Here is a 26,313-nt window from a genome sequence, read left to right on the forward strand (position 1 = left end):
AATATGCAAGATGATCCGCAAAAGCGGGAGATTATTAATCGGAGACACTTTTCTTTTCGTTTGAACTTATTTTTCTTTGTTACATTTGCGTTGTTTAGCGTACTCATTGTTCGGCTTGCTATATTGCAGTTTGTTGAAGGACCTGAGCTAAGTGCAGCAGGGGCGAGTAAAGGGACGCGAGTTAATGCCATCCCGCCAATACGGGGCAACATCTATGATTCAACAGGCTTTCCTATTGCCTACTCTACATCCACGCAATCACTATATTTCAGCATTCAGCCAGATCTTGGCTTAGAAGCTGCGAAAGAATCTTCAAGGAAATTAGCCGTGGAATTAGAGAAGATTTTCACCGAATATGGAGATCCTGCTAAATCGATGACCGTAGAGGATATTATCCGCCAAATGGATTTGGATTTTAGAAGGAATAACGTATCGACTCCTCGCCGTATTAAATCGGGTCTAACCAATAAGGAAATCGCTTATTTTATGGAAAATCGCTCGAGTTTCAAGGGTATAGACATTATGGAGGAAAGTGTCCGAAATTACGACAAGGACACGACGGCTGTGCAATTGGTTGGTTATCTGAAAAAATATAAAGGCGTACGCGAGACGGTTGATTTTTATAATCAAAAGACAAAAGAGAAGGACGAAACACTTAAGTATTTGGAGGAAGAGGACGTTGGCATGGACGGACTGGAGTTTATGTACCAGGACGTGCTGCGGGGTAAAAACGGTTTGAAAAGCTACCCTGTCAACAATGCAGAGCGAATTATTGGTCCTATGCAAATTACGACTCCAGAAAAAGGCTCAGATTTGTATTTGACGATCAATAAGGAAGTACAGTCGAAAACGGAAGCGGCTATTATTGATCAGTTGAAAAAAATAACGACCTCCAGCAATAAATATGAGCGTGCAGAATATGCCCAAACTGGTTTTGCTGTTGCTATGGAGGTTGACACAGGGAAAATCGTAGCGATGGCAAGTATGCCGGATTACGACCCAAATATTTGGTCCGGCGGACGTATAAGCTCGAAGGATTATGAGAATTTCTCGAACGTACTGGAGAATGGCACCATTCGAAGTGTATATGGTAAATATGAAACAAAGGCAGAGCGGGATAAGCATCCTTCCTCTATCGTCTTCTTGGGATCTACGATGAAGCCTTTGTCCGTACTCGTTGGTTTAAATGAAGGATTATTCACTACGGGTTACAAGTATCAAGATACGGGTGCATTTGTTTATGGTAAGAAAGGCTATGAGACCTTTGTGCGAAATTCACAAAGACATGTGTATGGGTATATTGACGGAGCACAAGCGATTGAACATTCTTCCAACCCATTTATGGCCGCAATGGTCGGCAATAAGCTTTATATGCGCGGTACGACCAAAGGAAAGAGCTCACTAGATATTTGGGACGGTTACATGAAACAATTCGGTCTTGGCGTCCTAACAGAAAGCGGATTGCCTGGGGAATCGAAAGGGATTATAGGCTATTACGATACGGCTGAGAGATTTAGTACACAGTCTGCGCTTATTCTGGCATCCTACGGTCAGCAGGGGCAGTATACGACGCTGCAGCTCGCACAGTATACAGCTATGCTAGCTAATCATGGCAAACGGATGAAGCCGCAATTTGTGAATGAGATTAAAGACAGTGACGGCAACTTGATTCAAGGCTATACGCCGGAAGTATTGAATACGGTCGAGTTTGATGATTCGTATTGGAAAGAAATTGAATTAGGCATGTCGAAAGTTAGCTCAAAGGGCTTTGAGGGTGTGGATTATACCTATAGACGGAAGACGGGTACTTCTGAGCAATCGGTTGCGGGTCGTACAGCTGAAAATGCCGTGTTCATTGCGTATGCACCGGCTGATAAGCCTAAGCTTGCAGTAGCAGTAGTCGTCCCAGATGGCGGCTTCGGTAGTTATGGTGCATCACCTATTGCACGTAAAATTTTCGACGCGTATGATGAAGAAATTGGTCTATACGGCGTTCCAAAGAAGAAAGCAGCGACGAATGATACAACGAACGATGATACGGCTGCTAATGGATCTGAGGATGGTACCGCAACGGGTACAAATGAATAAAAAGCTTGTCTAATCAACAAAAAGGGAGACTGGAGCATTTGCTCTAGTCGCCCTTTTTTTATTGAAAAGAGAGCAATATAAAATAAATGTTGCACAAGAGAAACATTTTTGTGTATTATTAAAAAAAAGGCATAAGGTAAACTAATATTCATCAGGGCAACTTGTACGTATGTAAATCAAATAAACGTAGGAGGTTCAAACATGCTTAAATCGAAAAAAATGAATGCAGCCATTCGAAGATTTATTATAGCCGTTGTTTTTTTGACACTTACCGTTATCGGGGCGACAGCATGCGGGCAGTCTTCAGACAACGGTGTTGAGAATGGAAAACTTACCATTACTACTACTACAGGGATGATAACTGACATCGTGAAAAATGTGGGTGGTGAACATGTTGCAGTCAGCGGCTTAATGGGAGCCGGCATTGATCCGCATTTGTACAAAGCGTCTCAAGGCGATGTGTCGAAGCTGGACAATGCAGACATTATTTTTTATAACGGTTTGCATTTAGAAGGCAAAATGGCTGAGATGTTCGAAAAGCTTGAGAAGCGCAAGCCAACGGTTGCCGTATCCTCTTATCTTACCGAGGAGCAGCTGCATGCAGCCCCAGGGCAAGGACAGGGAATTATGCATGATCCGCATATTTGGTTCAACGTTAAGCTATGGATATCAGCTACTGAGGTGGTTCGCGATACTTTAGTAGAGAAGGATGCAGCTAATGGGGATGATTATAAAGCGGCAGCAGCAGCTTATATCAAGCAGCTCGAGGATCTGGATGATTATGCTAGGGAACAGATTGCATCGATTCCAGAGGCTAGCCGCATACTCGTCACGGCTCATGATGCTTTCGGGTATTTTGGCGAAGCGTACGGGTTGACTGTCACAGGCTTGCAAGGGATGAATACGATGTCCGAATATGGTTCGAAGGATGTCAGCAAGCTGCGTGATTATTTAGTTGAGAAGAAGATCAAAGCCGTATTTATTGAATCCAGCGTTCCAAAGAAATCAATTGAGTCCGTTATTGAAGGAGCCCGCCAGTTAGGACATGAGGTGAAGATTGGCGGAGAGCTATTCTCCGATGCGATGGGCGATGAGGGAACGGTGGAAGGAACATATATCGGAATGGTGAGACATAACGTGGACATTATTGTTGCTGCCCTGAAATAATAAAAATTTTTAGAATATATAGCAATAAGACAGGAAAGTGAGTGATGGTCATGAGTGGAGCACAAACAGTTGAAACACAGAATGTGAGTACAGCATCCCCGCTTGCAATTCATGGATTGAGTGTAGCTTATCAGAAGAAGCCTGTCCTTCGTAACGTAACATTTGAAGTAACGGAAGGTGAATTGGTTGGTGTAATTGGACCGAATGGGGCAGGTAAATCCACGCTAATGAAGGCGGCATTGGGGCTCATACCTAGTATTAGCGGGGAAGTGCTCGTATACGGAAAGACCTATAAGGAGCAACGGAAGCTGATCGGTTATGTGCCGCAGCGTGAATCGGTTGATTGGGATTTTCCAACGAATGCGCTCGATGTTGTGCTAATGGGCAGATACGGTCATTTGAGCTGGTTTCGAAGACCTGGCGCAAAGGATAAGGAAATTGCTTTGGAATGTCTGAGCAAGGTTGGTATGGCGGATTTCGCAGACAGACAAATTAGTCAATTGTCAGGCGGACAGCAGCAGCGCGTGTTTCTTGCAAGAGCGTTAGCACAGGACGCTAAGCTATATTTTATGGATGAGCCTTTTGCAGGTGTAGATGCGGCGACGGAGAAAGCGATCATTACGCTGCTTCAAGAGCTGAAGCTGCAAGGGAAAACAGTCATCGTTGTTCATCATGATCTAGCAACGGTTCAGGATTATTTTGATTCGGTTCTTCTGTTGAATGTTGAGCTTCAAGCTTACGGTTCAACAGCAACTACCTTTACTCAGGAGCATTTGCAGCGTACCTATGGCGGCAGATTGGCTTTCCTTGATCGCAGTTTGCAGCCGCCTACAAGTTTTGGCGGAGGGAGCGATTGAGGATGGAAATAATATGGAAAATGCTTGCGGATCCCAATATGCAATGGATTTTTCTCGGCTGCACCTTGCTTGGATTAAGCAGCGGTGTAATCGGTTGCTTCTCGTATCTTCGCAAACAAAGCTTGATGGGGGATACGCTCGCACATGCTGCTTTACCGGGAATATGTATTGCATTTATGCTTACAGGCATTAAATCAATTGGATTATTTCTAATAGGTGCGGGAGTAGCGGGACTCATCGCTACCTTTGGTATCGGATATATTACGAGAAATTCCAAGCTCAAGCAGGATGCAGCGATGGGAATCATGTTATCTGGATTTTTTGGACTTGGAATCGTATTGCTCACCATCATTCAACATGGAAGCTATGGGAATCAAGCGGGTCTGGATAAGTTTCTATTCGGGCAGGCAGCGTCCATGATTGCTTCAGATGTTATTACGATGACGGTCGTATGTATACTGTTGGTTAGCGTTTGCGCCTTACTATTTAAACAATTCAAAATTATCTCCTTTGATCCGGGTTTTGCGAGAGGTATTGGCTATCCGGTTGCTTTCCTTGAGCAATTGATGATGTTACTAATCGTGGTAGCAGTCGTTGCAGGCATTCAAGCAGTCGGCGTTGTACTTGTAGCAGCGCTACTGATTACACCAGCCGTATCAGCTAGATATTGGACAGATCGATTAGGATTAATGGTTGTATTGTCTGGTTTATTCGGTGCAGTGAGCGGGGCAGTAGGTACTTGGATCAGTGCATCCGTCTCTAACTTGCCGACTGGACCCGTTACGGTACTAGCAGCAACCTTACTATTCTTGATATCTATTCTATTTGGTCCTCGTCGCGGGTTGATTGCGAAACGATTGATGCGCAGCCAGGTGAAGCAGCACTATTACCGCGAGAGCGAGTTGCTTGCGACTAGCAGTGTTAAGAAGGAGGCGACCCCATGAGTGATTTTTGGATATTGCTAACTGGCGCACTCGTAGCTAGCTGCTGCGGCATTTTAGGTGTTTTCCTTGTCCTTCGCAAAATGGCAATGATCGGTGATGCGATCAGTCATTCCGTCATGCCGGGTATTGTTATTGCCTTTCTTCTTAGCGGATCGAGAGATTCTCTTCTGATGATGTTCGCAGCGCTGCTGTGCGGCTTGCTTACGACATTCCTTATTCAAATGTTCCAGCAAAGCGGCATTCAAGCCGATGCATCTATAGGCGTCGTATTTACCTCTCTGTTTGCGATAGGTGTTGTGCTTGTCAGCCTGTATGCGCGGCAGGTGCATTTGGATCAGGATGCCATTTTATACGGTGAAATTGCTTATGTTCACTGGAATATTTGGGAGCTTGGCGGAATGAATATGGGTCCGAAAGCGATATGGCTGCTTGGCTTCACGCTAGTCGTCATAGTGACAGTAATCGCTTTGTTTTATAAGCAGTTTAAGCTATGTGCCTTTGATCCAGCACTGGCAGCAGCGATTGGCATACCCGTTGCCATTTTTCATTATTTATTAATGGGTCTGGTATCTATGGCGACAGTCAGTTCTTTCGAGAGCGTTGGCGCAATCCTGGTAGTTGGCTTGCTAATCATTCCGGCTTCAACCGCTTACTTGCTGACAGACCGGCTAGGGATTATGATCATACTAAGCGTCGCTGCTGGCGTTGCAAGCACCTTCCTAGGCTATGGAGCAGCAGTACTGATGGATGCTTCTATCGCGGGGTGCATGGTATGTGCGGCATCTGTTTTGTTCATAGCAGCTTTTCTATTCTCGCCATCTCAAGGAATAGTTATGAAGAAGCTTCGTCTTAGAAGGCTTGCTTAACAGGAGAAATTATTAATAATAAAAGAAGTCCCAGTACCCTCTTGGTACTGGGATTTATTTATATATATAGATTATTTATTTGCTTATTTTGACAAGAAACAAACTGAAATTGAAACATTTTCCTATTCTCAAACGTAATATATATGGAACATATTAAATATATTTGGAAGGGGAAAGGAATTACATATGAAGGCATGGTTTAAATTTGTTGTACCTGTTGTATTACTTGCTCTTGTGGTATCGGGCTGCAGCTTCGGAGGAGAGAAAGGGTTCGATAAGAACCAGGAATCAACGGTCAGGGTTATGTACTACGATGAAAATCAATTTTTCCAAGAATACGGCATGTTATTCTCAGCATTATACCCTAATGTTAACGTTGAAGTTGTATCAACACAATCTATGTATAGCAGTGGTGAAATAAAGGACTATGAAGCAGCAATGGCTAAGTTTATTGAAGAGAAGAAACCCGATATTCTAATGCTTGACGGCGATCAATACAAAAAGATGGCTCAGGATGGAAAGCTGTATGAGCTGGATAGCGATATGGAAAAATCAAAGTATGATACGGAGGGGCTTATTCCTGGCTTGCTTGATTATATGAGGGAGCAGGGCGGAGGCAAAGTTTATGGCTTCGCACCTACCTTCTACAGTCAGGTTCTTTATTACAATAAAGACTTATTTGATCAATTTCAAATTGAGTATCCGACTGATCAAATGAGCTGGAATGAAGTTTTGCAATTGGCTCGACGTTTTCCAACTGATGGTGACAAAAAAACGAGAATATACGGTTTGAAAATGGGCTATAACGATGACCTGTTTCAACTTGCTACTACTTTGACTGCTGCAGATGGAATTAGTTATGTTAATCCTACTCAGAAACAAATGACCATTAATTCGGCATCTTGGAAAACGGCGTTCCAAACCGCAGCGGATGCCATTAGTTCAAATTCACTATTCTTTGAAAGCAGTATGTATGAGGATCAAGAAAATATGGCTGGCACCTATGAGAGCTATCTGCTTAGAGACCCATTCATATCCAAACGTTTGGCTATGTCCATTGGAGACAGCAACTATCTTGTTCAAATGAAACAAGCGAATGAGAATACGGAAGTTAAAGATAAAATAATAAAAAACTGGGACATGGTAACCGTTCCTGTTGGCCAGCAAAATCCTGATCAGAGCAATATGGTTTCTTTTAATAACATTTTCGCCATTAGCGCTGATTCACCGAATAAAGAAACGGCATGGGAGTTTCTACAATATATAACGAGCGATGACTTTGCAAGAGTAAAGTCAAAGACTAATTCTTATAATGGCATGTCTGTTCGTACAAAATATATCTCCGATGTGGAAGGGCATAATTTTGCGGCTTTTTATAAGTTGAAGCCGAGCACATTCAATAACTATAAAGACTTTGATAAGCTTCCTCAAACATTCTGGCAGGATTTCCAAACAGCGACTGTTGAGGAATTGCAGAAGGTGAAGGAAGAGAAGCAAACGATTGATGAAGCGCTCGAAATGTTGCAAACTAGAGGTCAAGAATTTTTAGCGAAGGAAGATCCTGTAGACCAAAAGGAAGCTGAGCCTTCTTCGGATGGCGTTTCCTCTCAAGCTACTACGTCATAATTGGTTACACACAAAAGATGATTCCTGTTTGGTACAGGAGTCATCTTTTTTTATGCGTTTATTATATTTTTGAAAAAAGTATACCATTTCAATGATTATTTTGAAACTTTTACCAATTTTTGTCCGTTAATAGATTAGTTATACTAGATAAATTTGGAAGGAATTGGAGCTACATATGAAAGCTTGGTTTAAATTTGTTATACCTGTTGTATGGATTGCTTTTATCGTTACAGGGTGCAGCTTTGGAGGAAGTGACAAAGGGTTCGATAAGAAGCAGGAGTCTACGCTTAGGGTCATGTATTATGACGAAAATTCGTTTTTCCAAGAGTACGGCATGTTATTCTCGGCCTTATACCCTAATGTTAACGTTGAGGTTGTATCCACACAGTCCATGTACAATAATGGCGAAGTAAAGGACTATGATGCTGCCTTAACTAAGTTTATTGATGATGAGAAGCCTGATATTCTTATGCTGGGAAGCGATCAATACAAGCAAATGGCTCAGGATGGAAAGCTTTATGACCTGGAGAGCGAGATGGCGAAGTCTAAGTATGATACGGAAGGCCTGGTTCCTGGATTGCTTGATTATATGAGAGAGCAAGGCGGAGGCAAGATTTACGCCTTTACACCGGGCTTCTATAGTCAAGTTCTCTATTACAATAAGGACTTATTTGATAAATTTCAAATTGAGTATCCAACGGATCAAATGAGCTGGAATGAAGTTTTGCAACTGGCTCGCAGGTTTCCAACAGATGGAGACAAAGACACAAGATTATACGGTTTGAAAATGAGCTATAACGATGATCTATTTCAAATAGCGACTACTCTGACAGCTGCAGATGGTCTCACGTATGTCAACCCTGCTCAAAAACAGATGACAATTAATTCTCAATCTTGGAAAACAGCTTTCCAGGCCGCAGCTGATGCTATTCATTCAGATTCATTATTTTTTGAAAGTAAGATGTATGAGAATCAAAATGTTTCGGACGGCATCACTACCTATGGAGGTTCGTCTAATGATCATTACCTGATGAGGGATCCATTTATTGCGAATCGTTTGGCTATGTCCATTGGAGACAGCGGCTTTCTTTCGCAGATCAAGCAAGCCAATGAAATAACGTCAATCAAGGATAGAATCATTAAAAATTGGGATATGGTAACCGTTCCTGTAGGCCAGCAAAATCCCGATCAGAGCAATATGATATCTCTCAATAACTACTTATCCATTAGCGCTGATTCACCGAATAAGGAAGCGGCTTGGGAATTTCTTAAATATATTACAAGTGATGACTATGCAAGGGTGAAGTCAAAGGCAGGTTCTTATGGTGGTCTCACTGTTCGAACCAAGTATATATCGGATACCGAAGGACATAATTTTGCAGCTTTTTATAAATTGAAACCAAGCTCAACAAATATCTATAGAGATTATGATAAGCTTCCTCAAACCTTTTGGATGGATTTCCAAAATGCGATGACTGAGGAAATGCAGAAAGTGAAGGAAGAGAAGCAGACGATAGATGAAGCACTGGAAATCATGCAAACGAAAGGACAGGAATTTTTAGCGAAGGAAGATCCAGTTGAAGGGAAGGAGGCTGAGCCATTGACAGATGGTGTACAGGTAGAAGCGGAAACGCCTTAAGGGTTCCCTTTCATTAAGGGAAAAGAGAGTATGCTTTCGCATTTCAGCGAAGGCGTGCTCCTTTTTTTAATTGGGATAGGCGGAATTTCATTTTACTAGTTAGGCTTGCGTATACTTTCGTTTGGAATCTGCGTTAAATGTGCTAAAATAATTTACTAGTTGGGTTACATATTCGAAATGCTTTTTACAAGGAGGCACATTTTGGGAAACTATAAATTACTTGCGCTAGATATGGATGGTACACTGCTGAATGATACGAGTGAGATAAGCCCGGAAAATGCTGAATGGATTCAAAAAGCGTTAGATGCCGGCGTGACGGTTAGCTTCTCAACGGGACGCGGCTTTCGCAGCGCATTGCCTTATGCGGAACAGCTAAAGCTGGAAACACCGATGATTACCGTTAACGGCGGTGAGATTTGGCATCGCCCCCACGTTCTTCATAAGCGGACGCTGCTTAGCCCTATGTATGTGAAACGGCTGCATGAGCTCGCTCTTGAGCATGGCGAGCCTTGGTTTTGGGCATATTCAACAGAGGAAATTTATAACAAAGAGAAATGGATCAGCCCGGGGGATGACTATGAATCCCATCATTGGCTGAAATTCGGTTACTACACGGAAGATGACATTGCAAGGGAGAAGATTCTTGCAGAGGTGCAAAGCTGGGGTGCTCTTGAGATAACAAACTCATCACTAAGCAATATTGAGCTGAATCCGCTTGGTGTTTCCAAGGCAAGCGCATTGCAAGAGGTATGCGGTCTGCTCCATATTGAGATGTCTCAGGTCATTGCAGTTGGCGACAGTTTGAACGATATTGCTGCTATTCGCGAGGCAGGTCTTGGTGTTGCGATGGGCAATGCACAGGATGCGGTCAAGGAAGCTGCTGATTTTATTACGCTAACTAATAATGAAAACGGCGTTGCGGAAGTGATTAGACGGTACATTTTGAAAGGGTGATGACCGTATGGATATACTAGGTTGGTCGCTGGTTGTTATATTGTTTGCAGTAGGTATGGCAGGTGCGATTTATCCAATCCTGCCAGGAGCATTGGCTATTTACGGCGCATTTTTTGTTTATGGATTATTTTTTTCCTTTAGCGAATTTGGTGCTTGGTTCTGGATCATTCAAACACTGATCGTTGTTGTGTTATTCATTGCGGATTATGCGGTCAGTGCTTGGGGTGTCAAACGTTTTGGAGGCTCTAGAGCTTCGGTAATCGGCAGTACGATCGGTCTTATTTTTGGGCCTTTTGTTATTCCTGCTTTCGGACTTATTATTGGTCCGTTTGCCGGCGCAGTAATTGGGGAGCTCATTATCGGAACGAGTGTAGAAAAATCGCTCAAAGTTGGTCTCGGCTCTGTTGTCGGATTATTCTCGAGTGTTGTGGTTAAGATCATTCTTCAAGCGATTATGATTATTTTGTTTATCATATGGCTTGTATTCTAATTGAAGAAGGGTTGATGAGCATATGATCAAAGTAACGATATGGAATGAATTTTTGCATGAAAAGATCCATGAAGAAGTTAAACATGTATATCCGGATGGAATTCATAACGCACTGGCAAGGGGATTAGTTGGCGAGGATTTTGAATTGGCAACGGCTACTTTAGAGGAGCCGGAGCATGGTTTGACGGAAGAGCGTCTCGCTAATACGGATGTATTAATCTGGTGGGGACATATGGGACATGATCAGGTTTCGGATGAGATCGTTGAACGTGTTCAGCAGCGTGTCTGGAACGGTATGGGTTTGATTGTATTGCATTCCGGGCATTTCTCGAAAATTTTCAAAAAACTGATGGGCACAGGCTGCGATCTGAAATGGCGCGAGGCTGGCGAGAAGGAACGCATCTGGGTTGTAAACCCAGCACATCCTATAGCAGCCGGCTTGCCGGAATATATCACGTTAGAACATGAAGAAATGTATGGTGAGCACTTTGATATCCCTACACCGGATGAACTTATATTCGTAAGCTGGTTTGAAGGCGGCGAAGTATTCCGCAGCGGCTGTACGTTTAACCGTGGACAAGGTAAAATATTTTATTTCCGACCAGGGCATGAAACCTATCCAACTTACTACAATTCTCAAGTTTTGCAAGTGATACAAAACGGTATTCGCTGGGCAGCACCGTCAAATGCGGCAGTGCCAGTCAGAGGAAATCATCAGCCCTTGGAGCCAATTGGAAATAAAGAATAGGGAGACTTTCAGACTCAATTATGTTAAAAAAAGACTCATTAATTAAAGGGACACTCATATTAGCAGCGGCAGCGTTCACGGCTCGCTTCCTCGGACTCTTTCAAAAAATACCGCTCGATTATATGCTTGGCTCAGCTGGCCAGTCTGCCTTTAACTCTGCTAATCAGGTTTATCTGCTCCTGCTTACGATCGCAACGGGAGGCATTCCCATATCCATAAGCAAAATGATATCGGAACGTTATGCGCTCGGCAGACCTGATGAAGCAAAGCGTATTTATAAAGCAGCCTTAATGTTCGGTGCCATTACCGGATTCATTTTAGCTATTGCCATGATAACCTTAGCACCGACATATGAAAGAATAACGAAGGTTCCTTACACGGCCTTATCTCTGCAAGCCATTGCTCCCGCACTGCTCCTATTTCCGATCATCGCAATGATGCGCGGATATTTTCAGGGCAGACAAATTATGGCCGCAGGCGGTATTTCGCAAATTATCGAACAAATACTGCGGGTAATCGGTGGTATCGGGCTGGCGCTTATCGTGCTAGGCTGGGGCTGGGGCGATGATAAGGGTGCTGCAGCCATTGCCTTCGGTAGCGTGTTCGGAAGCATTGGTGCCTTGTCGGTCATGCTTACTTTTGCCCGCAAGCTCAAAAGACAAGACAAAACGGAACAGGGAAGCTCTCCTGAAAAAGGGACGAGCTTGCGTGCATCAACCGGCACCGCCTTGCCTTATCGATCTATTTACAAGGAAATATTCAGTATGTCTATTCCTGCTGTCGTAACCGCAATGACGGTGCAATTTCTATATTTCTTTGATACTTCTTTATTCATGCGTCTTACACAATCTGTATACGGCGAGGAAGAGGCATTAGTTGTACTTGCCAATTATTCGACTAAAGCAATGGGACTCGCTGGAATACCGCCGATATTGGCCATCGCTTTAGGTGCTTCCATGATTCCGATTATTTCTTCGGCATTTTCCTTGAAGAGATTGGATGAGGTGGAACGACAGTCCTCCTTAGTCATGCGTATTGTCTGCTTTACCGGTGTACCTGTGGCTATGCTGCTTACCGTTGCTTCCTATTCGATAACCGGATTCCTATTCGTAAGTCCGAGCGGCAGCGGTACAGTCGCTTTATTGGTAGCAGGATCGATTTTCCAAATTACGATGATGACGACAAACTCGATTTTGTTTGGAACAGGGAAGCCTAATCTACCCATGATCCACACCTTTATCGGATTCGGCTTGAAAGTAATATGCAGTATTGCCCTTACGCCATGGCTTGGTGTATACGGCCTTATCTTGGGATCAACCGTATGTTTTGTCGTAATCACATTGTTGAATATAAGAAGAATCAATAAGGATATTAAGCTTAATGTGCTTGGAAGCAAGTGGGTGCCTTATCTCGTTACAATAGCTGTGTCTGCGTTAGCTGGCTGGGGTGCTGAGTATGGCATGCTCGCTCTGACAGGCTCTTGGGAGGCTAAGAAGCTTTCCTACTTGGCTTCAGGGACGGTAACAGGAATCATAGTCTGCGGATTGTATGTCATTCTACTGGCAGCGCTTCGCGTTATTACACAGGATGATATCAAATCATTCCCTAGACCGCTTCGTAAAGGCATGACTTTACTGCTTAAACCGTTTTATAGAAGAGCGAATTAATCACGTATGAATCAAGAGGAAAGAGGGCGCATCCAGATAACTGGATTGCCTCTCTTCTTTTTTTGATTTTTTTTGTAAATTTTTTGACAAAATAATGATAAGATTGCATTTGATAGGTTGACAATTCAAATTAATCCGATAAAAATAGAATGTGTGCATTTTTTATAAAAGGATCATACCATTGCTTACTATGGATAAAGGATAATGAAACAGAATTGGAGGTTCACCGAGATGATCAAAATGGATAATGTCAGTAAAATATTCAATCAACGGGATGGCAAGAGCTTTCAAGCACTAGACAGTGTGAACTTTACGATAAAAAAAGGGGAGTTTGTTTCTCTGCTAGGCCCATCCGGCTGCGGAAAATCGACTGTCCTTAATCTCATAGCAGGATTTGATAAGAGCTACGAGGGATCTATAAAGGTGGATGACAAAGGGATTAAGGACCCTGGACCTGACCGAGTCGTTGTTTTTCAAGAGCATGGATTGTTTCCTTGGCTGACAGTTCTTGAAAATGTAGCATTTGGATTGAAGCAGAGGGGTATGGCTAAGAAGGAAAGATTGGAACTAGCTCGTGAGCAAATCCGTGCTGTGCATTTAAGCAAATTTGCTGATCGCTATCCCCATGAGCTTTCAGGAGGGATGAAACAACGTGCAGCAATAGCGCGCGCACTTGTTATGGATCCTCAAATTTTATTAATGGATGAACCATTCGCCGCTTTAGACGAGCAGACGAGACTTGTGCTTCACCAGGAGCTCGAAGAAATATTTCTAAGAACAGGAAAGACGATACTGTTCATTACTCATAACATTAGAGAAGCCGTTATGCTGTCCGACCGAGTACTTGTCATGTCTACAAGACCAGGTACAATCAAGAAGGAATTTGTCGTGCAAGCGGCAAGACCGAGAAGCAGCGCTGATTCTATTCTGCATCATGTAGAAAAATCAATTATGGAATGCCTAGCGGATGAGCTGGAGAAGGTAGTAAAGGAGGAAATGGGCGATGACACCTACAGTCTTAAGAAGAACGATCTTCCTGATAGCACTTTTAGTGGCATGGGAGGCGGCATATAGAATTATCGGCTGGGAAAGCTGGAAATTTCCTTCTCTGTTTCAGACCATTGAATCGTTTTACAACGGCTTTGCTCATGGACAACTATTAGAGGCTATCGTCAATTCACTTAGAAGATTATTGATCGCCTTTGCTATATCACTTGCGCTAGGCATGCTGCTTGGCCTTATGTTCGCCAAATCGAAAGCAATTGATGATACGATTGGCTTTGTAGTCATCGCGCTTCAAACGGTGCCCAGCATCGCGTGGCTGCCATTCGCTATTATATGGTTCGGCTTTAACGACAAGTCTGTTATATTCATTACTGCTTTAGGGGCAACATGGACAATGGCGATTGCCACTCGAACCGGCATCAAAAATATTTCTCCTATATACATCCGAGCTGCTCAGACATTGGGCACAGGAAATGGCTGGAGAATGTTTACCCAAGTACTCGTACCGGGTGCCTTCCCGCATCTGATGACAGGCGTTAGGGTCGCTTGGGCATTTGCTTGGCGTGCGCTTGTTGCGGGCGAGCTCATTGCAAACGGCGCAGGTCTTGGTCAACTGCTTCAAGATGGCAGAGGACTCGGAGATACGGCATTGATGCTTAACGTTGTCATTATTATTGCAGTGCTCGGAACGATCTCTGATCACTTCTGTTTCAAGAAGTTGGAGGATAAGCTGTTGATTCGATACGGCTTAGAAAAATAAGTAAAAATAAATTATGATTGACAAAATAAATTAATCCGATAGAATTAGTAGGAGTAAGGCGGGGGCTTGATAAAGAACAGATAGAGAAGGGTAGGAGAGATGAAAATGAAAAAATCTTTAGGTCTCATTATTACTTTGGTATTCGTGTTGGTGTTATCAGCATGCGGCGGTAATAATTCTACAACCAATAAAACGACAGATAATGGTACAACTAAAAAAGATGCAGTAACAGTTAAGCTAGGTATTTTCAAAAACGTAACGCATGCAGCTGGTTATATTGCTTTGGAGAAAGAGTTTTTCCAAAAGCAGCTAGGCGACAATGTGAAAATAGAAGTGCAAGCTTTTGATAATGGATCGGATTTCTCTACAGCTATTGCCACGGGTCAGATTGATCTCGGTTATGTAGGTCCTGGACCGTCAACGAATCAATTTCTAAAAAGTAAAAACTTCCGAGTTATTTCCGGAGCTGATAACGGCGGTGCTGTTCTAGTTGCCGGCAAGGATTCAGGCGTAACGACGGTTAAGGATTTGGTTGGAAAAACCATTGCGATTCCAACAAAAGGCAGCACGAATGAAATTTCGCTTAGACTGCTGCTTGAGCAAGAAGGCGTGAAAGTCACTTCCGATAAGACGGGGGCTCAAATTGTAGCTCGTGCACCATCCGATACACTTATTGCCCTTCGTCAAAATGAAGTGCAAGCAACACTTATTCCTGAACCTTGGGGTACGCAAATCGAGCAAGAGGGAATTGGTAAAGTGATCGTTGATTGGGATAAAATCCCACCAAATAACGGCGACTATCCACTTGTAATACTCGTTGCAAGCGATAAATTTATTAAAGATCACAGAGATTTGGCGAAGGCAGCAATCAAAGCCAATAATGAAGCAATTGAATTTATTAATGCTAATCCAGATGAAGCTTATAAGCTGATCAATAATCGTCTGAGCGAGCTAAGCGGCAAAGGACTTGAAATTGATTTGATCAAAGCGGCACTCTCACACATGAGATTGACCTCTGATGTTAGCAAAGAAGCGATTGAAGAGATGGCGAAGGTATCCATTGAAGCAGGTTACATCAAAGATACAACCATTGATTCTCTTGATTTGAGTGAATTTCTAGATCTTTCACTTCTAGAAGAAGTGAAGAACGGCAAGTAAATCCAGTAAGGGTTGTTCCTTCCTTCGCAGCTGCGGAGGTAGGAGCAGCCCTTTTTTTATGAAGAGGCTATAGGGGAAATTTCCAAAACACAACTTTCATGCTATATTCTTTAAGAGAGAGACGAGGTTCTTGCCAACTTCGTCTATTTTTACTGGAAAGGCAATGGTTTAAAGGGGGAATACTCATGGCTAGAGAAACGATTCTAATGGTCGATGATGAGAAAGAGATATTGAAGCTGATGGACATTTACTTCAAAAATGAAGGCTATACCATGCTTAAGGCAAGCAATGGGGTAGAAGCGCTGGAGCAGCTTAAGCAGCATAAGGTGGATCTTATTATTTTGGATGTTATGATGCCCGTTATGGATGGGATCGAGGCTTGCATGAAAATTCGTGAGAAAAACAATATTCCGATCATTATGCTGTCTGCTAAGACTCAGGATATCGACAAAATATCAGGTCTTAGCATTGGAGCAGATGAATATGTAACAAAGCCTTTCAGTCCTTTGGTGCTGCTCGCTAGCGTGAAATCACATCTTCGGAGATATAAACAATTTAATTTGCAAACACCGGAGAATGAGGATGAAATCATTATCGATGATCTCGTTATTAATACCTCCACACATACGGTAATGGTGGATCAGCAAGCCGTTAAGCTTACTCCACGGGAATTTACGATTCTGAGGCTGCTCGCTGTTAATCGAGGGATTGTTCTAAGCATGGACAAGATATATGAGACAGCTTGGAATGAGCCGTTTATGGAATCGAAAAATACGGTCATGGTTCATATTCGCAAAATTCGTGAAAAAATAGAAAAGGATCCGCAAACTCCGAAATTTATCAAAACCGTATGGGGAATCGGTTATAAAATGGAGGCTCTATAACCCTATGCTTACGAAGCAAAAGAAAGCGATGTATATGCTTATTAGCTTTGGAATAACGATTGTTATCACCGTTATTGGCCGCCTGCTAATTGCTTTTATGTTGGAGATAGAGCCCTATGATAAGCCTTTGATTTGGATTATTAATCACATTGGAGCAACTCCGGTTATGATTGGCATGGCGATTATTATATTCGCAATTGTCTATACGAAGCTCTGTACGAGGCATATTCAAAGGGAATTACGAGAAGCAAACGGTGGCCAAGGCAATGCTACTACTACTGGATTAAGCAATAAGTTGTTTCGTACCATACGCTGGACGTTTATGCTTGCTTTTCTAAACAGTCTGGGACTGATGATTTGTTTTGTCATTGCTGGCCATTTGCTTGCTTACTTTCTGATGGAATACACGCCGTTTGACCGAACGCTTATTTGGATTGTTAATAATATCGGATCTACTCCTGTAATAGCAACATTCGGCTGTTTGCTATTTCTAGGTTTATTTTTTTGGACGAGCAGAAATATGATTAATTATTTAAAGGAAATCCGTTTTGGCCTGCAGCAAATGGCAGAAGGAAAGCTCGATCATCAAATTTCGGTCAAATCCGCTGATGAACTTGGCGAGATCGCTAACAGCATTAATGTTATGAGCAAGCAGTTCAATCAGCTTCTGCAGGAAGAGAGAAACGCAGAGAAAACAAAAAATGATTTAATAACCGGCGTGTCACATGATCTGCGAACACCTCTGACGTCTATATTGGGTTTTTTGGAGCTCATTGATCAGGATCGTTATGGAGATGAGGTTGAGCTGCGTTATTTTGTGAACATTGCGTATGAGAAATCGAGACATTTGCAGCGGTTAATCGAGGATCTTTTTGAATATACAAAGCTCAATAATGGTATGCCTCTTCAAATGGAAGAGCTTGATATCCTTGGTTTTATGGGACAACTGGTTGAAGAATTTGTACCGAGCCTTGAGAAGGCAGGCATGACCTGTCAAATAAGTACAAAAGAGCATGCAGTGTCCATTATGGCTGATGGCAATCTCCTGGTGAGAGCTTTTGACAACTTGATCGCTAATGCGATCAAATATGGACATGCAGGCAAGCAAATAGTGATTAACATTAAGCGTACACAGGAAGAAGCGATCATTGAAGTTATTAATTATGGCGAACAAATCCCTGCAGCAGATCTACCCTATATATTTGATCGCTTCTACCGGGCAGATCGCTCGAGAACATCGGAATCAGGTGGTACAGGTCTTGGACTCGCCATTACGAAGAGCATTATAGAAGCTCATGAGGGACGGGTTTCAGTAAGCAGCACTGCCAAGGAGACCATCTTCGAAAGTCGTTTCCCATTAAAAAATGGAAAAAGTTAAGATTTATTTAAGCAGTCGTTAATCAGTAAGATGCGTGATCGATAAGATCCTTCCTCTACAATTCTCATCAATAGGATGAGGGGGAATGGAATATGGAACGCACAATGCAAACTTCGATTGCTCTTGTAGTGGCAGTTGCGATGATGGTTGGATGGCTGCTTACGGGCTGTTCTATCAACGGAAATACAAAAAGGATAAAGCTAATCGTAGATGGGGCGACTGTTGAAGATACAACGAATATGCGTATGGTTGATGAAAAGCTGATGGTGTCTGATACTTTTATAGAGGAAGTATTTGGGCAAAAGATGGAGTGGGTAAAGAGATCGCAAGAAAACCCCGTTTATTATGGGGGAGAGGTCGCTGTACTCATGTACCATGATATTTCGCTAGTGCCTCTCAAGGATGGCATTATAGGTGTGGATCAGTTCGAGGAGCAAATGCAATTGCTGAAGGATGCTGGATTCCATGTTATCGGAATGGACGAATATTTGAGCTTTATGCTGGAAGAAGGAACGGTACCGGATAATGCGGTTTTAATCACATTTGATGACGGCTATGAAAGCTTTTATAACCATGCTTATCCGATTCTCAAACGTTTCGGTTATGCTGCAACTAACTTTGTCATTGTATCAACCATTGATGATCCAACATTGCCGGGAGAGGCTAAGCTAACTTGGGAGCAAATGAGGGAAATGAAGCAGGACGGGATGAGCTTCTATAGTCATACCTATGCGCAGCATCAGTATGCCGTAGTAAATGAGGATGGGGGTAAAGCGCCCCGGATGGCAAAACTGCTTTTTAATGAGAAGGAGCAAAGGAAGGAAACGGAAGACGAATATAGGACGCGTGTAATAAATGATTTGTTTAAAGCAGAGCAGAGACTGAACACTGAACTCGGAAATACCAACAGAGTTCTTGCATTTCCTTTTGGCGCATATAATGAAAATCTTCTGAAGATTGCTTCAGAAGCAGGAATAGCGATCACCTTTACGACAAAGGAGGGGTTTAATACAAGACTGAATAGAGTGGGATATCGGATTAATGGCGCTAGAGCGGGTGAAGATGCTAATGATCTGATAAACAAATTGAAGCGCGTCAATGATCGTGATGAACAAGCTGCGGAAGGAAATATTGTTTATATCGACGGCCAGGCAGTTGCAGGAATGAAGCTGTTGACAGCTAATGAATCGCATCCCAATATGATTGCTCTTCGTGATTTATGCTTACATAACGGATGGACCATCCAGTGGAATCAAGCTAAAAAGCAAATTGTTATTAATCGAGCAAGTTAATCTTAATAATTATATCATTTCGACAAAACTAGTCATTACCAAACATTTACAAGATTATAAGATCCCTGTACAATTAGTAGAGTTTGTTCGAATGATAAATTCGTTTATAAGGGAGAAGCCTTGATGCTGAGAAATTTCGGAAAACCAAGTAAGTTCGTAGCACTTTTGATTATTTTTACGCTTGTATTTGTTGCGGGGTGCCAATCGGTTTCAAATGTTGACTTTAATTCGGTTCTTAAAGGGGCACTTAAGGTAAACTCCAGTGAGAGCAAGGGGTCCCTAGAATTGAAGCTTCAAGTGGATGAATCTGCTTACGCGGGGTTGCCTGAGGAAGAGATTGCTCTTATGAAGCTGTTGTCCAGCATGAAGCTGCAGCTTGATAGTGTTAAGACACAAGACAGCAATCATATGTCTCTGGACGGTAAGCTTGTATTTGGCGAAAATACGAGTATAAAATTTGGTTTAAAACTATCAGATCAATTAGCGACATTAGATATTGAAGGAGCCAAACAGCCATTTGTTATTGATATGACTGGCGAGTCCTTGCTTAATATGTACTACGGATTTGAAGCGGAGGAAGAAGAAGCGCCAGTTAAAGTGGTTGATGAGGCTACTTTAACCGCGATAGGCCACCAAATGCTTGATACAGTTGGAAGCTATGTTATCAATAACTTACCGAATCCAGATCGTATTGTGGTCAACCCGACCGTTGCTGCCATTAATGGAGTTAACACCTCCCTTATGCATGTACATGTTGATTTGAACGGCAAGGAAATTTGGGGTTTGTTTAAAAAATACGTGGATGCTCTTGTAGCTGATCGTGCAGGTCTTGATAAAATGCTGACGGGCGTACTTCAAATTCTATCTGCTAATCCGGATGTATGGGAAGCGGCGGGTATGGTTATTCCTAATGAATCCGGAGGTTTAGACCAGCCTACAACAGAAGAAATGGTGAAGGAAGCAGCAGATGAGATCGCAAGCATGCTTGAGGGCTTGCAATCTGATCTAAAAGAGATAGAAGCTGAGGATCTGGATAGTATTAATGAAGTATTTAATGAACAGCTAACGATCAAGGCTGATCTCTATGTCGACAGCAAGCTTGATATTCGTAAGCAAGCCTTTGAGCTTTCCTATGCAATTAGCGAAGATATAGACCCTGAAGATATGCCGCTGAAGGGTGTAACAATCAAAGTAGAAAATGAATCTTGGAATATCAATGGCACCGTTAAGGCAGATGCTCCCGTTGCATCAAAAGAGGATTTCCCTATTGAGCAGCTGGTTTCTATGCAAGGCTTCCAAGTATTGAAGAAATTCGATGAGAAGTCAACGATTTATGATCTATTAAAAAACAAGTTGCACATCAATAAACAATCTATTGTTTGGTATTCGGATGATTATTATAATCCTCCTATTGTAACGGCTAACGGAATAACCATTATTCCGCTTCGCGATACGGTGGAAGAGCTTGGCGCAGAATTGATTTATGACGCTAAGACGAAGAGCTTAAAAATTATCGATGAAGCAACGAATAATACAATGATCGTAAAGATCGGAAGTGATTCAGCTACTGTTAATGGAAAAGCGGTGAAATTATCCTTCCCTATAATCGTGGTTGAAGGTGCAGCCTATATTCCGGCACGTGACTTTGCGAAAGTACTCGGAGCAAAGATTAGCTGGTCTGATATGGAATATTACGATGATGTGAAAGTTTTTGAACTAGAACGGGAAGTATAAGAATTAGTGTAAACAAGCAACTAGCACTTATGATACAATTAATTAGGGGTGCAAAAATGAGAAAATTGATTACAGATGCTGAGTTTCGCGAGGCTGTAGCCAGTGAGGAACTGACAATAGCCGTATTCAAGACAACATGGTGTAAAGATTGTCATTTTATAAATCCATTTATGCCTGATCTGGAGCGTCAATATGAGGGACGAGTAACTTTCGTGGAAATCGATCGTGATGACCTTCCTGATCTTTGCTCTGAACTGAATATATTGGGAATACCAAGCTTTATTGCGTTCCGTAAGAGTCAGGAACTAGCACGGTTTGTGAGCAAACTGCGTAAAACGCGTGAGGAAATCGAACAGTATGTGGATCGTGCGCTTGAAATTAGCGATGAGCTGAGCCGCACTTAAAGAAATAAGATAGGTATGACTAAAAGAACGACAGTATGAAAAGTTCGCACTGCTTGGAGAGAAAATTCTCTCCTTTCAGGGCGGACTTTCCTTTTTTATTACAAGCTTGTAGCTTGAAGTGTCACATTTTCAACATGGCTTTTGCTCTTTTTTATAGCTATAATTGAATTGTTATTAAATTCACAAAGGATCTAACTTTGCGTATTCATAAAAAAATATAATATTTGAAAAAAGGTGATTGTATTATGATAACCGGGCGTTTTCGCACGTTAGCCATTGCAGCGTGCATCGGAATGCTTCTTGTACTGCTCGGCGGGGCACTGGTCACGAATACAGATTCTGGGCGCGGCTGCGGGGATGATTGGCCATTATGCAACGGCAAATTTGTACCTGCTTACACCGTGGAATCGATGATTGAATACTCACATCGGCTTGTGACTGGATTTGAAGGTTTGCTTGTACTTGCTACTGCAGTATTGATGTTCAAAAGATATCGGAAAGACCAAGATGGTTTTAAAGAGCCGCTGTTTTATGCAGGTGGCGCATTATTGTTTACCATTATTCAAGCTTTGATGGGGGCCGCCGCCGTCATGTGGCCGCAATCTCCGCCTATAATGGCTATCCATTTCGGTATATCATTGATGGCATTTGCTGCTACCCTACTGCTTGTCATTTGGACATTTCGAGCTAAAAATGGACCTCCAGCAGTATTCGAAGTACCGAGATCTGTTTTCCCTCGCGTTCTCTTAACGGCTATCTACAGTTACGTGGTTGTTTATTTAGGCGCATTTATTCGGCATACTGATTCTGGCGGGGGCTGTCTAGGTTGGCCGCTTTGTAACGGTGAGGTTGTTCCCGAAATTAGCGGTGCGACAGGTATTGTATTCCTACACCGCGTTGCTGCTCTGTTACTCGGTATTTCAATCGCAGGATTATTCCTTCATATTCGGAAAGTAAGCGGTGCTGGAAAAGGACTTACGAAGCCGGCAGCTTGGACACTTGGACTAGTCATTACGCAAATATTTAGTGGTGCTTGGCTTACATTAACCATTACGAATGATAATCTTTTCTTATTCACTAATTTATTGCATAATTTAATTGTTACGGGTTTGTTTGGACTATTAATGGACATGTTGGTTCGTTCATGGCGCTTACGGGCAGGTCATGGAAAAAAATAGATTTTTAAATAAGACAAACCTGCAAAACGGTATTCCCGTTTGCAGGTTTGTCTGCTATTATAAGCCTGCAGGGAGATGGCAGTCCGCTAATTATGGAGCTGCCGTTAGGGAAAGCTAAAGGATCGAGCCTATTTCGAAGTAGAAAGGACTGTTCAAAGATGCTGCGATTCCTGTTTGATGAGCCTCAGAGAGAAGCGGAAGGAACCCTGGCAGAAACGTTTCGTGAAATGGAACAGTTTATTTCCATCATGTCCAAGAAAATGGGAACAGGCGGAGAAAATGATTATAAGCTGCGTAAATATGAAATTTGGACGCTTGGTCTTCATTCCTCCCTTGATGAGCTGGAGCAAAGCCATTATGCGGCATTGAAGTTTCAACATAAAATAACCTCCACTACTGTTTCACAAATGACAGAAGCGGAACGAATCAATTATAATCGGTATATATACTTTGATAAAAATTCTTTTATTCGCGTATTTTCTTTACTGGATAAGCTGGGTACATTGCTTAATGTTCTTCTCGACATGGAAACGGAGCGGATAAAACCACATTTCTCATATTTTACCGTGCTCCGAAATATGCGGGAGAAAAAAGCGCATCCTGAATTGACCTGGAAGCTGAATGATGTAAAAGAAAAATACAAAGAAGCAACGAATCGGCTTCGCAAACGGAGAAATACAGAAATTCACTACATGAACTCAGAGATGCAGGACGATTTAATTCAAAGCAGCCGTATGTATGGGGTAGAGGTGCCGCTGGAAAATATAGCAGAGCAATCGGCTGATCTAACGCAGGGGTTATACTTTGCTATAGAATCACTGCTGCTTACCTTTCAATACGCATGCGGATTAATGCGAAAGAAGCAACCATAATCCGAGAGTGGGGAAAACTCATGGAGTTTAAAGGGAAAACAGCATTGGTCACAGGGAGCGCGAAGGGTTTGGGTAAACGAACGGCCCTTCAGCTTGCTGAGCAAGGCTGCAATGTCATTATTAATTACTATGAGAGTGAGCTAGAAGCGCTGCAAGTGAAGAGACAGATTGAACATATGGGATTGAAAGCGTTAACCGTTCAAGCAGATATTGCAACCGTTCAAGGCGTGGAGAAGCTTGCTGATGAGGCGGAGAGCTGGGCAGGCGGCGTTGATATCTTGATCAACAATGCTGGTCCATTCGTGCGTAAGCGTACCTTGTTCAGTGAGTACGACGAAGAAACTATTATCCGGCTATTAAATGGCAATCTATTAGGTGTTATGCTGTTGGACCATCGCTTGCTTCCAGGAATGCGGGAGCGTAAATGGGGACGTATTATTCACTTTGGCTTTGGTCATGCAGGAGAAGCAAGAGCTTGGCCTCATCGAACGGTGTATGCAGCGGCCAAGACAGGACTTGTATCCTTTACGAAGTCACTGGCAGTAGAGGAAGCACCTTACGGTGTAACGGTTAATTTGATCGGTCCTGGCGATATTCGCGGTATGAATAAGGAACGCTCTATCGAAGAGGTCGAAAGCGATTATGATTCAGAATCACCAATTGGCCGCCCAGGCGCTGGTGAGGATGTTGCGCGTGTCGTGCTCTTCCTTTGCGGGATGAAATCTAATTTTTTGACGGGCAATGTAATCGATGTAACAGGCGGCTTTGATCCGATCGTGGCGAACATAAAAGGGATGTAATCCTTTTCTAGTAATAAAAAAAAAGAGTCTTATCGAGATCAAGCCGTCGATAAGACTCTTTGTCATTCTAGCGTAAAGGTTCAATCATGCGTTCTTATATTTTTAGAATACTTGAACGACTTCAATTACACCTTCAACTTCTTCAAGAAGTGCACGTTCGATACCCGCTTTAAGCGTGATTGTCGAACTTGGGCAGCTTCCGCATGCACCCATTAGACGAAGCTTGATGATGCCGCCTTCGACATCAACCAATTCCACGTCGCCGCCGTCACGTTGTAAAAATGGGCGAAGCTTATCCAATACGTCCAACACTTCATCATACATTGTGTCTTGTACTTGTTCACTCATTGCAATCATCTCCTTTCTAACCTATTATAGTACAAAGTGAGACAATTGAAAATGGATAGTAACTGAGTAAAGATAGGTGAAGCAAAATGTTTAAACCAATGATCGAGTTTTGTGCAAGCAATATGCATCATGGGACAGATCGAATAATGAAATTATTTGAAGAAGATGATGCCTTTGAAGTAATAGAGTACGGTTGTCTCGGCAACTGCGGCGAATGCTACTTATTCCCTTTTGCGCTTGTAGAAGGAAAAATTGTGGCTGCCGAATCTGTTGACGAGCTCCAAGAACAAATTTTAAAAGAGCTAGAGCAACAGAAGGCCGACAGCGAAGCCCTTGATAAGCTTCTTGATGATTTATAAGGTTAACCTAGGTGACGCTTAGAGCGCCATAGCACACCGCTCTTAACGAGTCTTGGCACACGACCCATGATAGCTGTACCGCCCATAACACCAAATCCGCTTTTTTTGCCGAGCGAGCCAAGTACGCCCTTCAGCTTTATTTTGCCCAAACGCGGAGTTTTATTATGCCAGATTGCTTGCATGACTTCTGCAATTTGTTTTCCTTGGGCTCCGGCTGCTTGGCCGCTTGGTGAAAACGGCAATGCCGCGCAGTCTCCTACGATAAAAACATCGTTATGATCTGGCAATTGATGATATTCGTTGATGATAAGTCTGCCTTGATTATCCTTCGGCAGATCCATACGTTGGACAAGCTCTACTGGTTGAATCCCAGCCGTCCATACTGTGGCATCAGTATAAATAGGAGCTGTGGAATTGCCATCATGCAAAATGCCGCCCTCCAGCTTTGTTAAGCCGACTTTCCCCCGCATTTCTACGTTATGCTCCTTAAACCATTCCGCTACAAATGCCTGCAATCTGCCTGGAAAAGCAGAGAGAACACTTGCACCGCGATCCAAAATACGAATGTTCAGGTCAGGACGACTTTCACGCAATTCGGCTGCAACCTCTACACCGCTCAAGCCGCCTCCAACGATGGAGACTTGTCCATAAGGTTTTACATCATTTAACAGGGCATACGTTTGTCTAGCTGCAGAAAATGATTGTATGCTTGTTGAATATTGCTCTGCACCTTCGATACCATGATATTTATCCGTACAACCAAGGCCGATTACAAGCCATTCATAAGGAATAGGATCTTGTCCTGCAAGATGGACAAGCTTACCCTCCATATCAACATCGGATATTTCTCCATAAGTAAGGCTGACTCTTGGATCAACCGGGAATTTCACCCGAAGCTCCAAATCAGAGACAGTGCCGGCAGCAAGCGCGTAATATTCCGTTTTTAAGCCTTGGAAAGGCATGCGGTCGATTAAAACAATAGATACATCAAGAGGTATTTGCTTTTCTATAAGTTCATTAGCTATGGCGAGTCCGCCATAGCCTCCACCCAAAATAACAAGATTTCTCATCTTATTTTCAACTCCACTTCAACGC

General features: G+C 42.8%; 25 protein-coding genes. 23 read left to right on the top strand and 2 right to left on the bottom strand.

All coding sequences use genetic code 11. The annotated features are described in order from the left end of the window. The first annotated feature begins 3 nt into the window (after nt 1-3). From AC0YOD_RS20350 to AC0YOD_RS20455, 22 genes are all read left to right on the top strand, one after another. On the top strand, nt 4-2,088 hold the full coding sequence (locus tag AC0YOD_RS20350) for a peptidoglycan D,D-transpeptidase FtsI family protein (protein ID WP_475801158.1): 2,085 nt from the start codon (nt 4-6) through the stop codon (nt 2,086-2,088). A 201-nt stretch (nt 2,089-2,289) separates the two neighbouring features. Further along, nucleotides 2,290-3,255, top strand: a complete 966-nt coding sequence (locus AC0YOD_RS20355) for a metal ABC transporter solute-binding protein, Zn/Mn family (protein WP_475801159.1) — start codon at nt 2,290-2,292, stop codon at nt 3,253-3,255. Between the two features lie 50 nt (nt 3,256-3,305). Further along, nucleotides 3,306-4,112, top strand: a complete 807-nt coding sequence (locus AC0YOD_RS20360) for a metal ABC transporter ATP-binding protein (RefSeq protein WP_475801160.1) — start codon at nt 3,306-3,308, stop codon at nt 4,110-4,112. A 2-nt stretch (nt 4,113-4,114) separates the two neighbouring features. Continuing rightward, entirely contained in the window at nt 4,115-5,056 is a 942-nt protein-coding gene (locus AC0YOD_RS20365) for a metal ABC transporter permease (protein ID WP_475801161.1), read from the top strand. Then, entirely contained in the window at nt 5,053-5,922 is an 870-nt protein-coding gene (locus AC0YOD_RS20370; protein ID WP_475801162.1) for a metal ABC transporter permease, read from the top strand. Before AC0YOD_RS20365 ends, AC0YOD_RS20370 begins: the two co-directional genes overlap by 4 nt. A gap of 186 nt (nt 5,923-6,108) precedes the next feature. Continuing rightward, nucleotides 6,109-7,548 (top strand): ABC transporter substrate-binding protein, encoded by a 1,440-nt coding sequence (locus AC0YOD_RS20375; RefSeq protein ID WP_475801163.1) that lies wholly within the window; start codon nt 6,109-6,111, stop codon nt 7,546-7,548. 175 nt (nt 7,549-7,723) lie between these two features. Further along, nucleotides 7,724-9,187 carry an ABC transporter substrate-binding protein gene (locus AC0YOD_RS20380; protein WP_475801164.1) on the top strand — a complete coding sequence of 488 codons (1,464 nt, stop codon included), beginning with the start codon at nt 7,724-7,726 and terminating at the stop codon, nt 9,185-9,187. A gap of 201 nt (nt 9,188-9,388) precedes the next feature. Continuing rightward, nucleotides 9,389-10,141 (top strand): Cof-type HAD-IIB family hydrolase, encoded by a 753-nt coding sequence (locus tag AC0YOD_RS20385; protein ID WP_475801165.1) that lies wholly within the window; start codon nt 9,389-9,391, stop codon nt 10,139-10,141. A 7-nt stretch (nt 10,142-10,148) separates the two neighbouring features. Continuing rightward, a complete protein-coding gene (locus AC0YOD_RS20390; protein WP_475801166.1) occupies nt 10,149-10,631 on the top strand; it encodes a DUF456 domain-containing protein in 483 nt (160 codons plus the stop codon). A 22-nt stretch (nt 10,632-10,653) separates the two neighbouring features. Continuing rightward, the gene (locus tag AC0YOD_RS20395; RefSeq protein ID WP_475801167.1) at nt 10,654-11,379 is read left to right on the top strand and encodes a ThuA domain-containing protein; all 726 of its coding nucleotides are present in this window, start codon (nt 10,654-10,656) and stop codon (nt 11,377-11,379) included. A 20-nt stretch (nt 11,380-11,399) separates the two neighbouring features. Beyond that, nucleotides 11,400-13,046: a putative polysaccharide biosynthesis protein gene (locus tag AC0YOD_RS20400; protein WP_475801168.1), complete on the top strand. Its 1,647-nt coding sequence runs from the start codon at nt 11,400-11,402 to the stop codon at nt 13,044-13,046. A gap of 231 nt (nt 13,047-13,277) precedes the next feature. Beyond that, nucleotides 13,278-14,120, top strand: a complete 843-nt coding sequence (locus AC0YOD_RS20405; RefSeq protein WP_475801169.1) for an ABC transporter ATP-binding protein — start codon at nt 13,278-13,280, stop codon at nt 14,118-14,120. Beyond that, a complete protein-coding gene (locus tag AC0YOD_RS20410; protein ID WP_475801170.1) occupies nt 14,050-14,811 on the top strand; it encodes an ABC transporter permease in 762 nt (253 codons plus the stop codon). The genes AC0YOD_RS20405 and AC0YOD_RS20410 overlap by 71 nt, the downstream gene beginning before the upstream one ends. Nucleotides 14,812-14,916: 105 nt before the next feature. Continuing rightward, a complete protein-coding gene (locus tag AC0YOD_RS20415; protein ID WP_475801171.1) occupies nt 14,917-15,969 on the top strand; it encodes an ABC transporter substrate-binding protein in 1,053 nt (350 codons plus the stop codon). Between the two features lie 185 nt (nt 15,970-16,154). Continuing rightward, complete coding sequence (locus AC0YOD_RS20420) at nt 16,155-16,853, top strand: response regulator transcription factor (protein ID WP_475801172.1); 699 nt, start codon at nt 16,155-16,157, stop codon at nt 16,851-16,853. A gap of 4 nt (nt 16,854-16,857) precedes the next feature. Then, the gene (locus tag AC0YOD_RS20425) at nt 16,858-18,231 is read left to right on the top strand and encodes a sensor histidine kinase (RefSeq protein WP_475801173.1); all 1,374 of its coding nucleotides are present in this window, start codon (nt 16,858-16,860) and stop codon (nt 18,229-18,231) included. A 92-nt stretch (nt 18,232-18,323) separates the two neighbouring features. Beyond that, a complete protein-coding gene (locus AC0YOD_RS20430; RefSeq protein WP_475801174.1) occupies nt 18,324-19,523 on the top strand; it encodes a polysaccharide deacetylase family protein in 1,200 nt (399 codons plus the stop codon). A 123-nt stretch (nt 19,524-19,646) separates the two neighbouring features. Beyond that, nucleotides 19,647-21,257, top strand: a complete 1,611-nt coding sequence (locus AC0YOD_RS20435) for a copper amine oxidase N-terminal domain-containing protein (protein ID WP_475801175.1) — start codon at nt 19,647-19,649, stop codon at nt 21,255-21,257. A 56-nt stretch (nt 21,258-21,313) separates the two neighbouring features. Then, nucleotides 21,314-21,661: a thioredoxin family protein gene (locus AC0YOD_RS20440; protein ID WP_475801176.1), complete on the top strand. Its 348-nt coding sequence runs from the start codon at nt 21,314-21,316 to the stop codon at nt 21,659-21,661. A gap of 245 nt (nt 21,662-21,906) precedes the next feature. After that, on the top strand, nt 21,907-22,839 hold the full coding sequence (locus AC0YOD_RS20445) for a COX15/CtaA family protein (protein ID WP_475801177.1): 933 nt from the start codon (nt 21,907-21,909) through the stop codon (nt 22,837-22,839). 47 nt (nt 22,840-22,886) lie between these two features. Beyond that, the gene (locus AC0YOD_RS20450; RefSeq protein ID WP_475801178.1) at nt 22,887-23,711 is read left to right on the top strand and encodes a Cthe_2314 family HEPN domain-containing protein; all 825 of its coding nucleotides are present in this window, start codon (nt 22,887-22,889) and stop codon (nt 23,709-23,711) included. Nucleotides 23,712-23,731: 20 nt separating this feature from the next. Beyond that, nucleotides 23,732-24,511: an SDR family oxidoreductase gene (locus AC0YOD_RS20455; RefSeq protein WP_475801179.1), complete on the top strand. Its 780-nt coding sequence runs from the start codon at nt 23,732-23,734 to the stop codon at nt 24,509-24,511. 102 nt (nt 24,512-24,613) lie between these two features. Here the strand turns inward: AC0YOD_RS20455 and AC0YOD_RS20460 are convergent, their stop codons facing one another. After that, the gene (locus AC0YOD_RS20460; RefSeq protein ID WP_054026871.1) at nt 24,614-24,859 is read right to left on the bottom strand and encodes a NifU family protein; all 246 of its coding nucleotides are present in this window, start codon (nt 24,857-24,859) and stop codon (nt 24,614-24,616) included. Nucleotides 24,860-24,957: 98 nt separating this feature from the next. Between AC0YOD_RS20460 and AC0YOD_RS20465 the strand changes: the two genes are divergently transcribed. Then, complete coding sequence (locus AC0YOD_RS20465; protein WP_475801296.1) at nt 24,958-25,218, top strand: YuzB family protein; 261 nt, start codon at nt 24,958-24,960, stop codon at nt 25,216-25,218. Between the two features lie 2 nt (nt 25,219-25,220). On the opposite strand, the gene AC0YOD_RS20470 is transcribed toward AC0YOD_RS20465, so the two are convergent. After that, a complete protein-coding gene (locus AC0YOD_RS20470; RefSeq protein ID WP_475801180.1) occupies nt 25,221-26,288 on the bottom strand; it encodes an NAD(P)/FAD-dependent oxidoreductase in 1,068 nt (355 codons plus the stop codon). Between the last annotated feature and the right edge of the window lie 25 nt (nt 26,289-26,313).

Source organism: Paenibacillus sp. J31P13 (genome assembly GCF_056269295.1).

Bases quoted from the DNA above. Each gene is read 5' to 3' on its own strand.
- AC0YOD_RS20350 (WP_475801158.1), top strand. From the start codon at position 4: ATGCAAGATGATCCGCAAAAGCGGGAGATTATTAATCGGAGACACTTT.
- AC0YOD_RS20355 (WP_475801159.1), top strand. From the start codon at position 2,290: ATGCTTAAATCGAAAAAAATGAATGCAGCCATTCGAAGATTTATTATA.
- AC0YOD_RS20360 (WP_475801160.1), top strand. From the start codon at position 3,306: ATGAGTGGAGCACAAACAGTTGAAACACAGAATGTGAGTACAGCATCC.
- AC0YOD_RS20365 (WP_475801161.1), top strand. From the start codon at position 4,115: ATGGAAATAATATGGAAAATGCTTGCGGATCCCAATATGCAATGGATT.
- AC0YOD_RS20370 (WP_475801162.1), top strand. From the start codon at position 5,053: ATGAGTGATTTTTGGATATTGCTAACTGGCGCACTCGTAGCTAGCTGC.
- AC0YOD_RS20375 (WP_475801163.1), top strand. From the start codon at position 6,109: ATGAAGGCATGGTTTAAATTTGTTGTACCTGTTGTATTACTTGCTCTT.
- AC0YOD_RS20380 (WP_475801164.1), top strand. From the start codon at position 7,724: ATGAAAGCTTGGTTTAAATTTGTTATACCTGTTGTATGGATTGCTTTT.
- AC0YOD_RS20390 (WP_475801166.1), top strand. From the start codon at position 10,149: ATGGATATACTAGGTTGGTCGCTGGTTGTTATATTGTTTGCAGTAGGT.
- AC0YOD_RS20395 (WP_475801167.1), top strand. From the start codon at position 10,654: ATGATCAAAGTAACGATATGGAATGAATTTTTGCATGAAAAGATCCAT.
- AC0YOD_RS20400 (WP_475801168.1), top strand. From the start codon at position 11,400: ATGTTAAAAAAAGACTCATTAATTAAAGGGACACTCATATTAGCAGCG.
- AC0YOD_RS20405 (WP_475801169.1), top strand. From the start codon at position 13,278: ATGATCAAAATGGATAATGTCAGTAAAATATTCAATCAACGGGATGGC.
- AC0YOD_RS20410 (WP_475801170.1), top strand. From the start codon at position 14,050: ATGACACCTACAGTCTTAAGAAGAACGATCTTCCTGATAGCACTTTTA.
- AC0YOD_RS20415 (WP_475801171.1), top strand. From the start codon at position 14,917: ATGAAAAAATCTTTAGGTCTCATTATTACTTTGGTATTCGTGTTGGTG.
- AC0YOD_RS20420 (WP_475801172.1), top strand. From the start codon at position 16,155: ATGGCTAGAGAAACGATTCTAATGGTCGATGATGAGAAAGAGATATTG.
- AC0YOD_RS20425 (WP_475801173.1), top strand. From the start codon at position 16,858: ATGCTTACGAAGCAAAAGAAAGCGATGTATATGCTTATTAGCTTTGGA.
- AC0YOD_RS20430 (WP_475801174.1), top strand. From the start codon at position 18,324: ATGGAACGCACAATGCAAACTTCGATTGCTCTTGTAGTGGCAGTTGCG.
- AC0YOD_RS20435 (WP_475801175.1), top strand. From the start codon at position 19,647: ATGCTGAGAAATTTCGGAAAACCAAGTAAGTTCGTAGCACTTTTGATT.
- AC0YOD_RS20440 (WP_475801176.1), top strand. From the start codon at position 21,314: ATGAGAAAATTGATTACAGATGCTGAGTTTCGCGAGGCTGTAGCCAGT.
- AC0YOD_RS20445 (WP_475801177.1), top strand. From the start codon at position 21,907: ATGATAACCGGGCGTTTTCGCACGTTAGCCATTGCAGCGTGCATCGGA.
- AC0YOD_RS20455 (WP_475801179.1), top strand. From the start codon at position 23,732: ATGGAGTTTAAAGGGAAAACAGCATTGGTCACAGGGAGCGCGAAGGGT.
- AC0YOD_RS20460 (WP_054026871.1), bottom strand. From the start codon at position 24,859: ATGAGTGAACAAGTACAAGACACAATGTATGATGAAGTGTTGGACGTA.
- AC0YOD_RS20465 (WP_475801296.1), top strand. From the start codon at position 24,958: ATGATCGAGTTTTGTGCAAGCAATATGCATCATGGGACAGATCGAATA.
- AC0YOD_RS20470 (WP_475801180.1), bottom strand. From the start codon at position 26,288: ATGAGAAATCTTGTTATTTTGGGTGGAGGCTATGGCGGACTCGCCATA.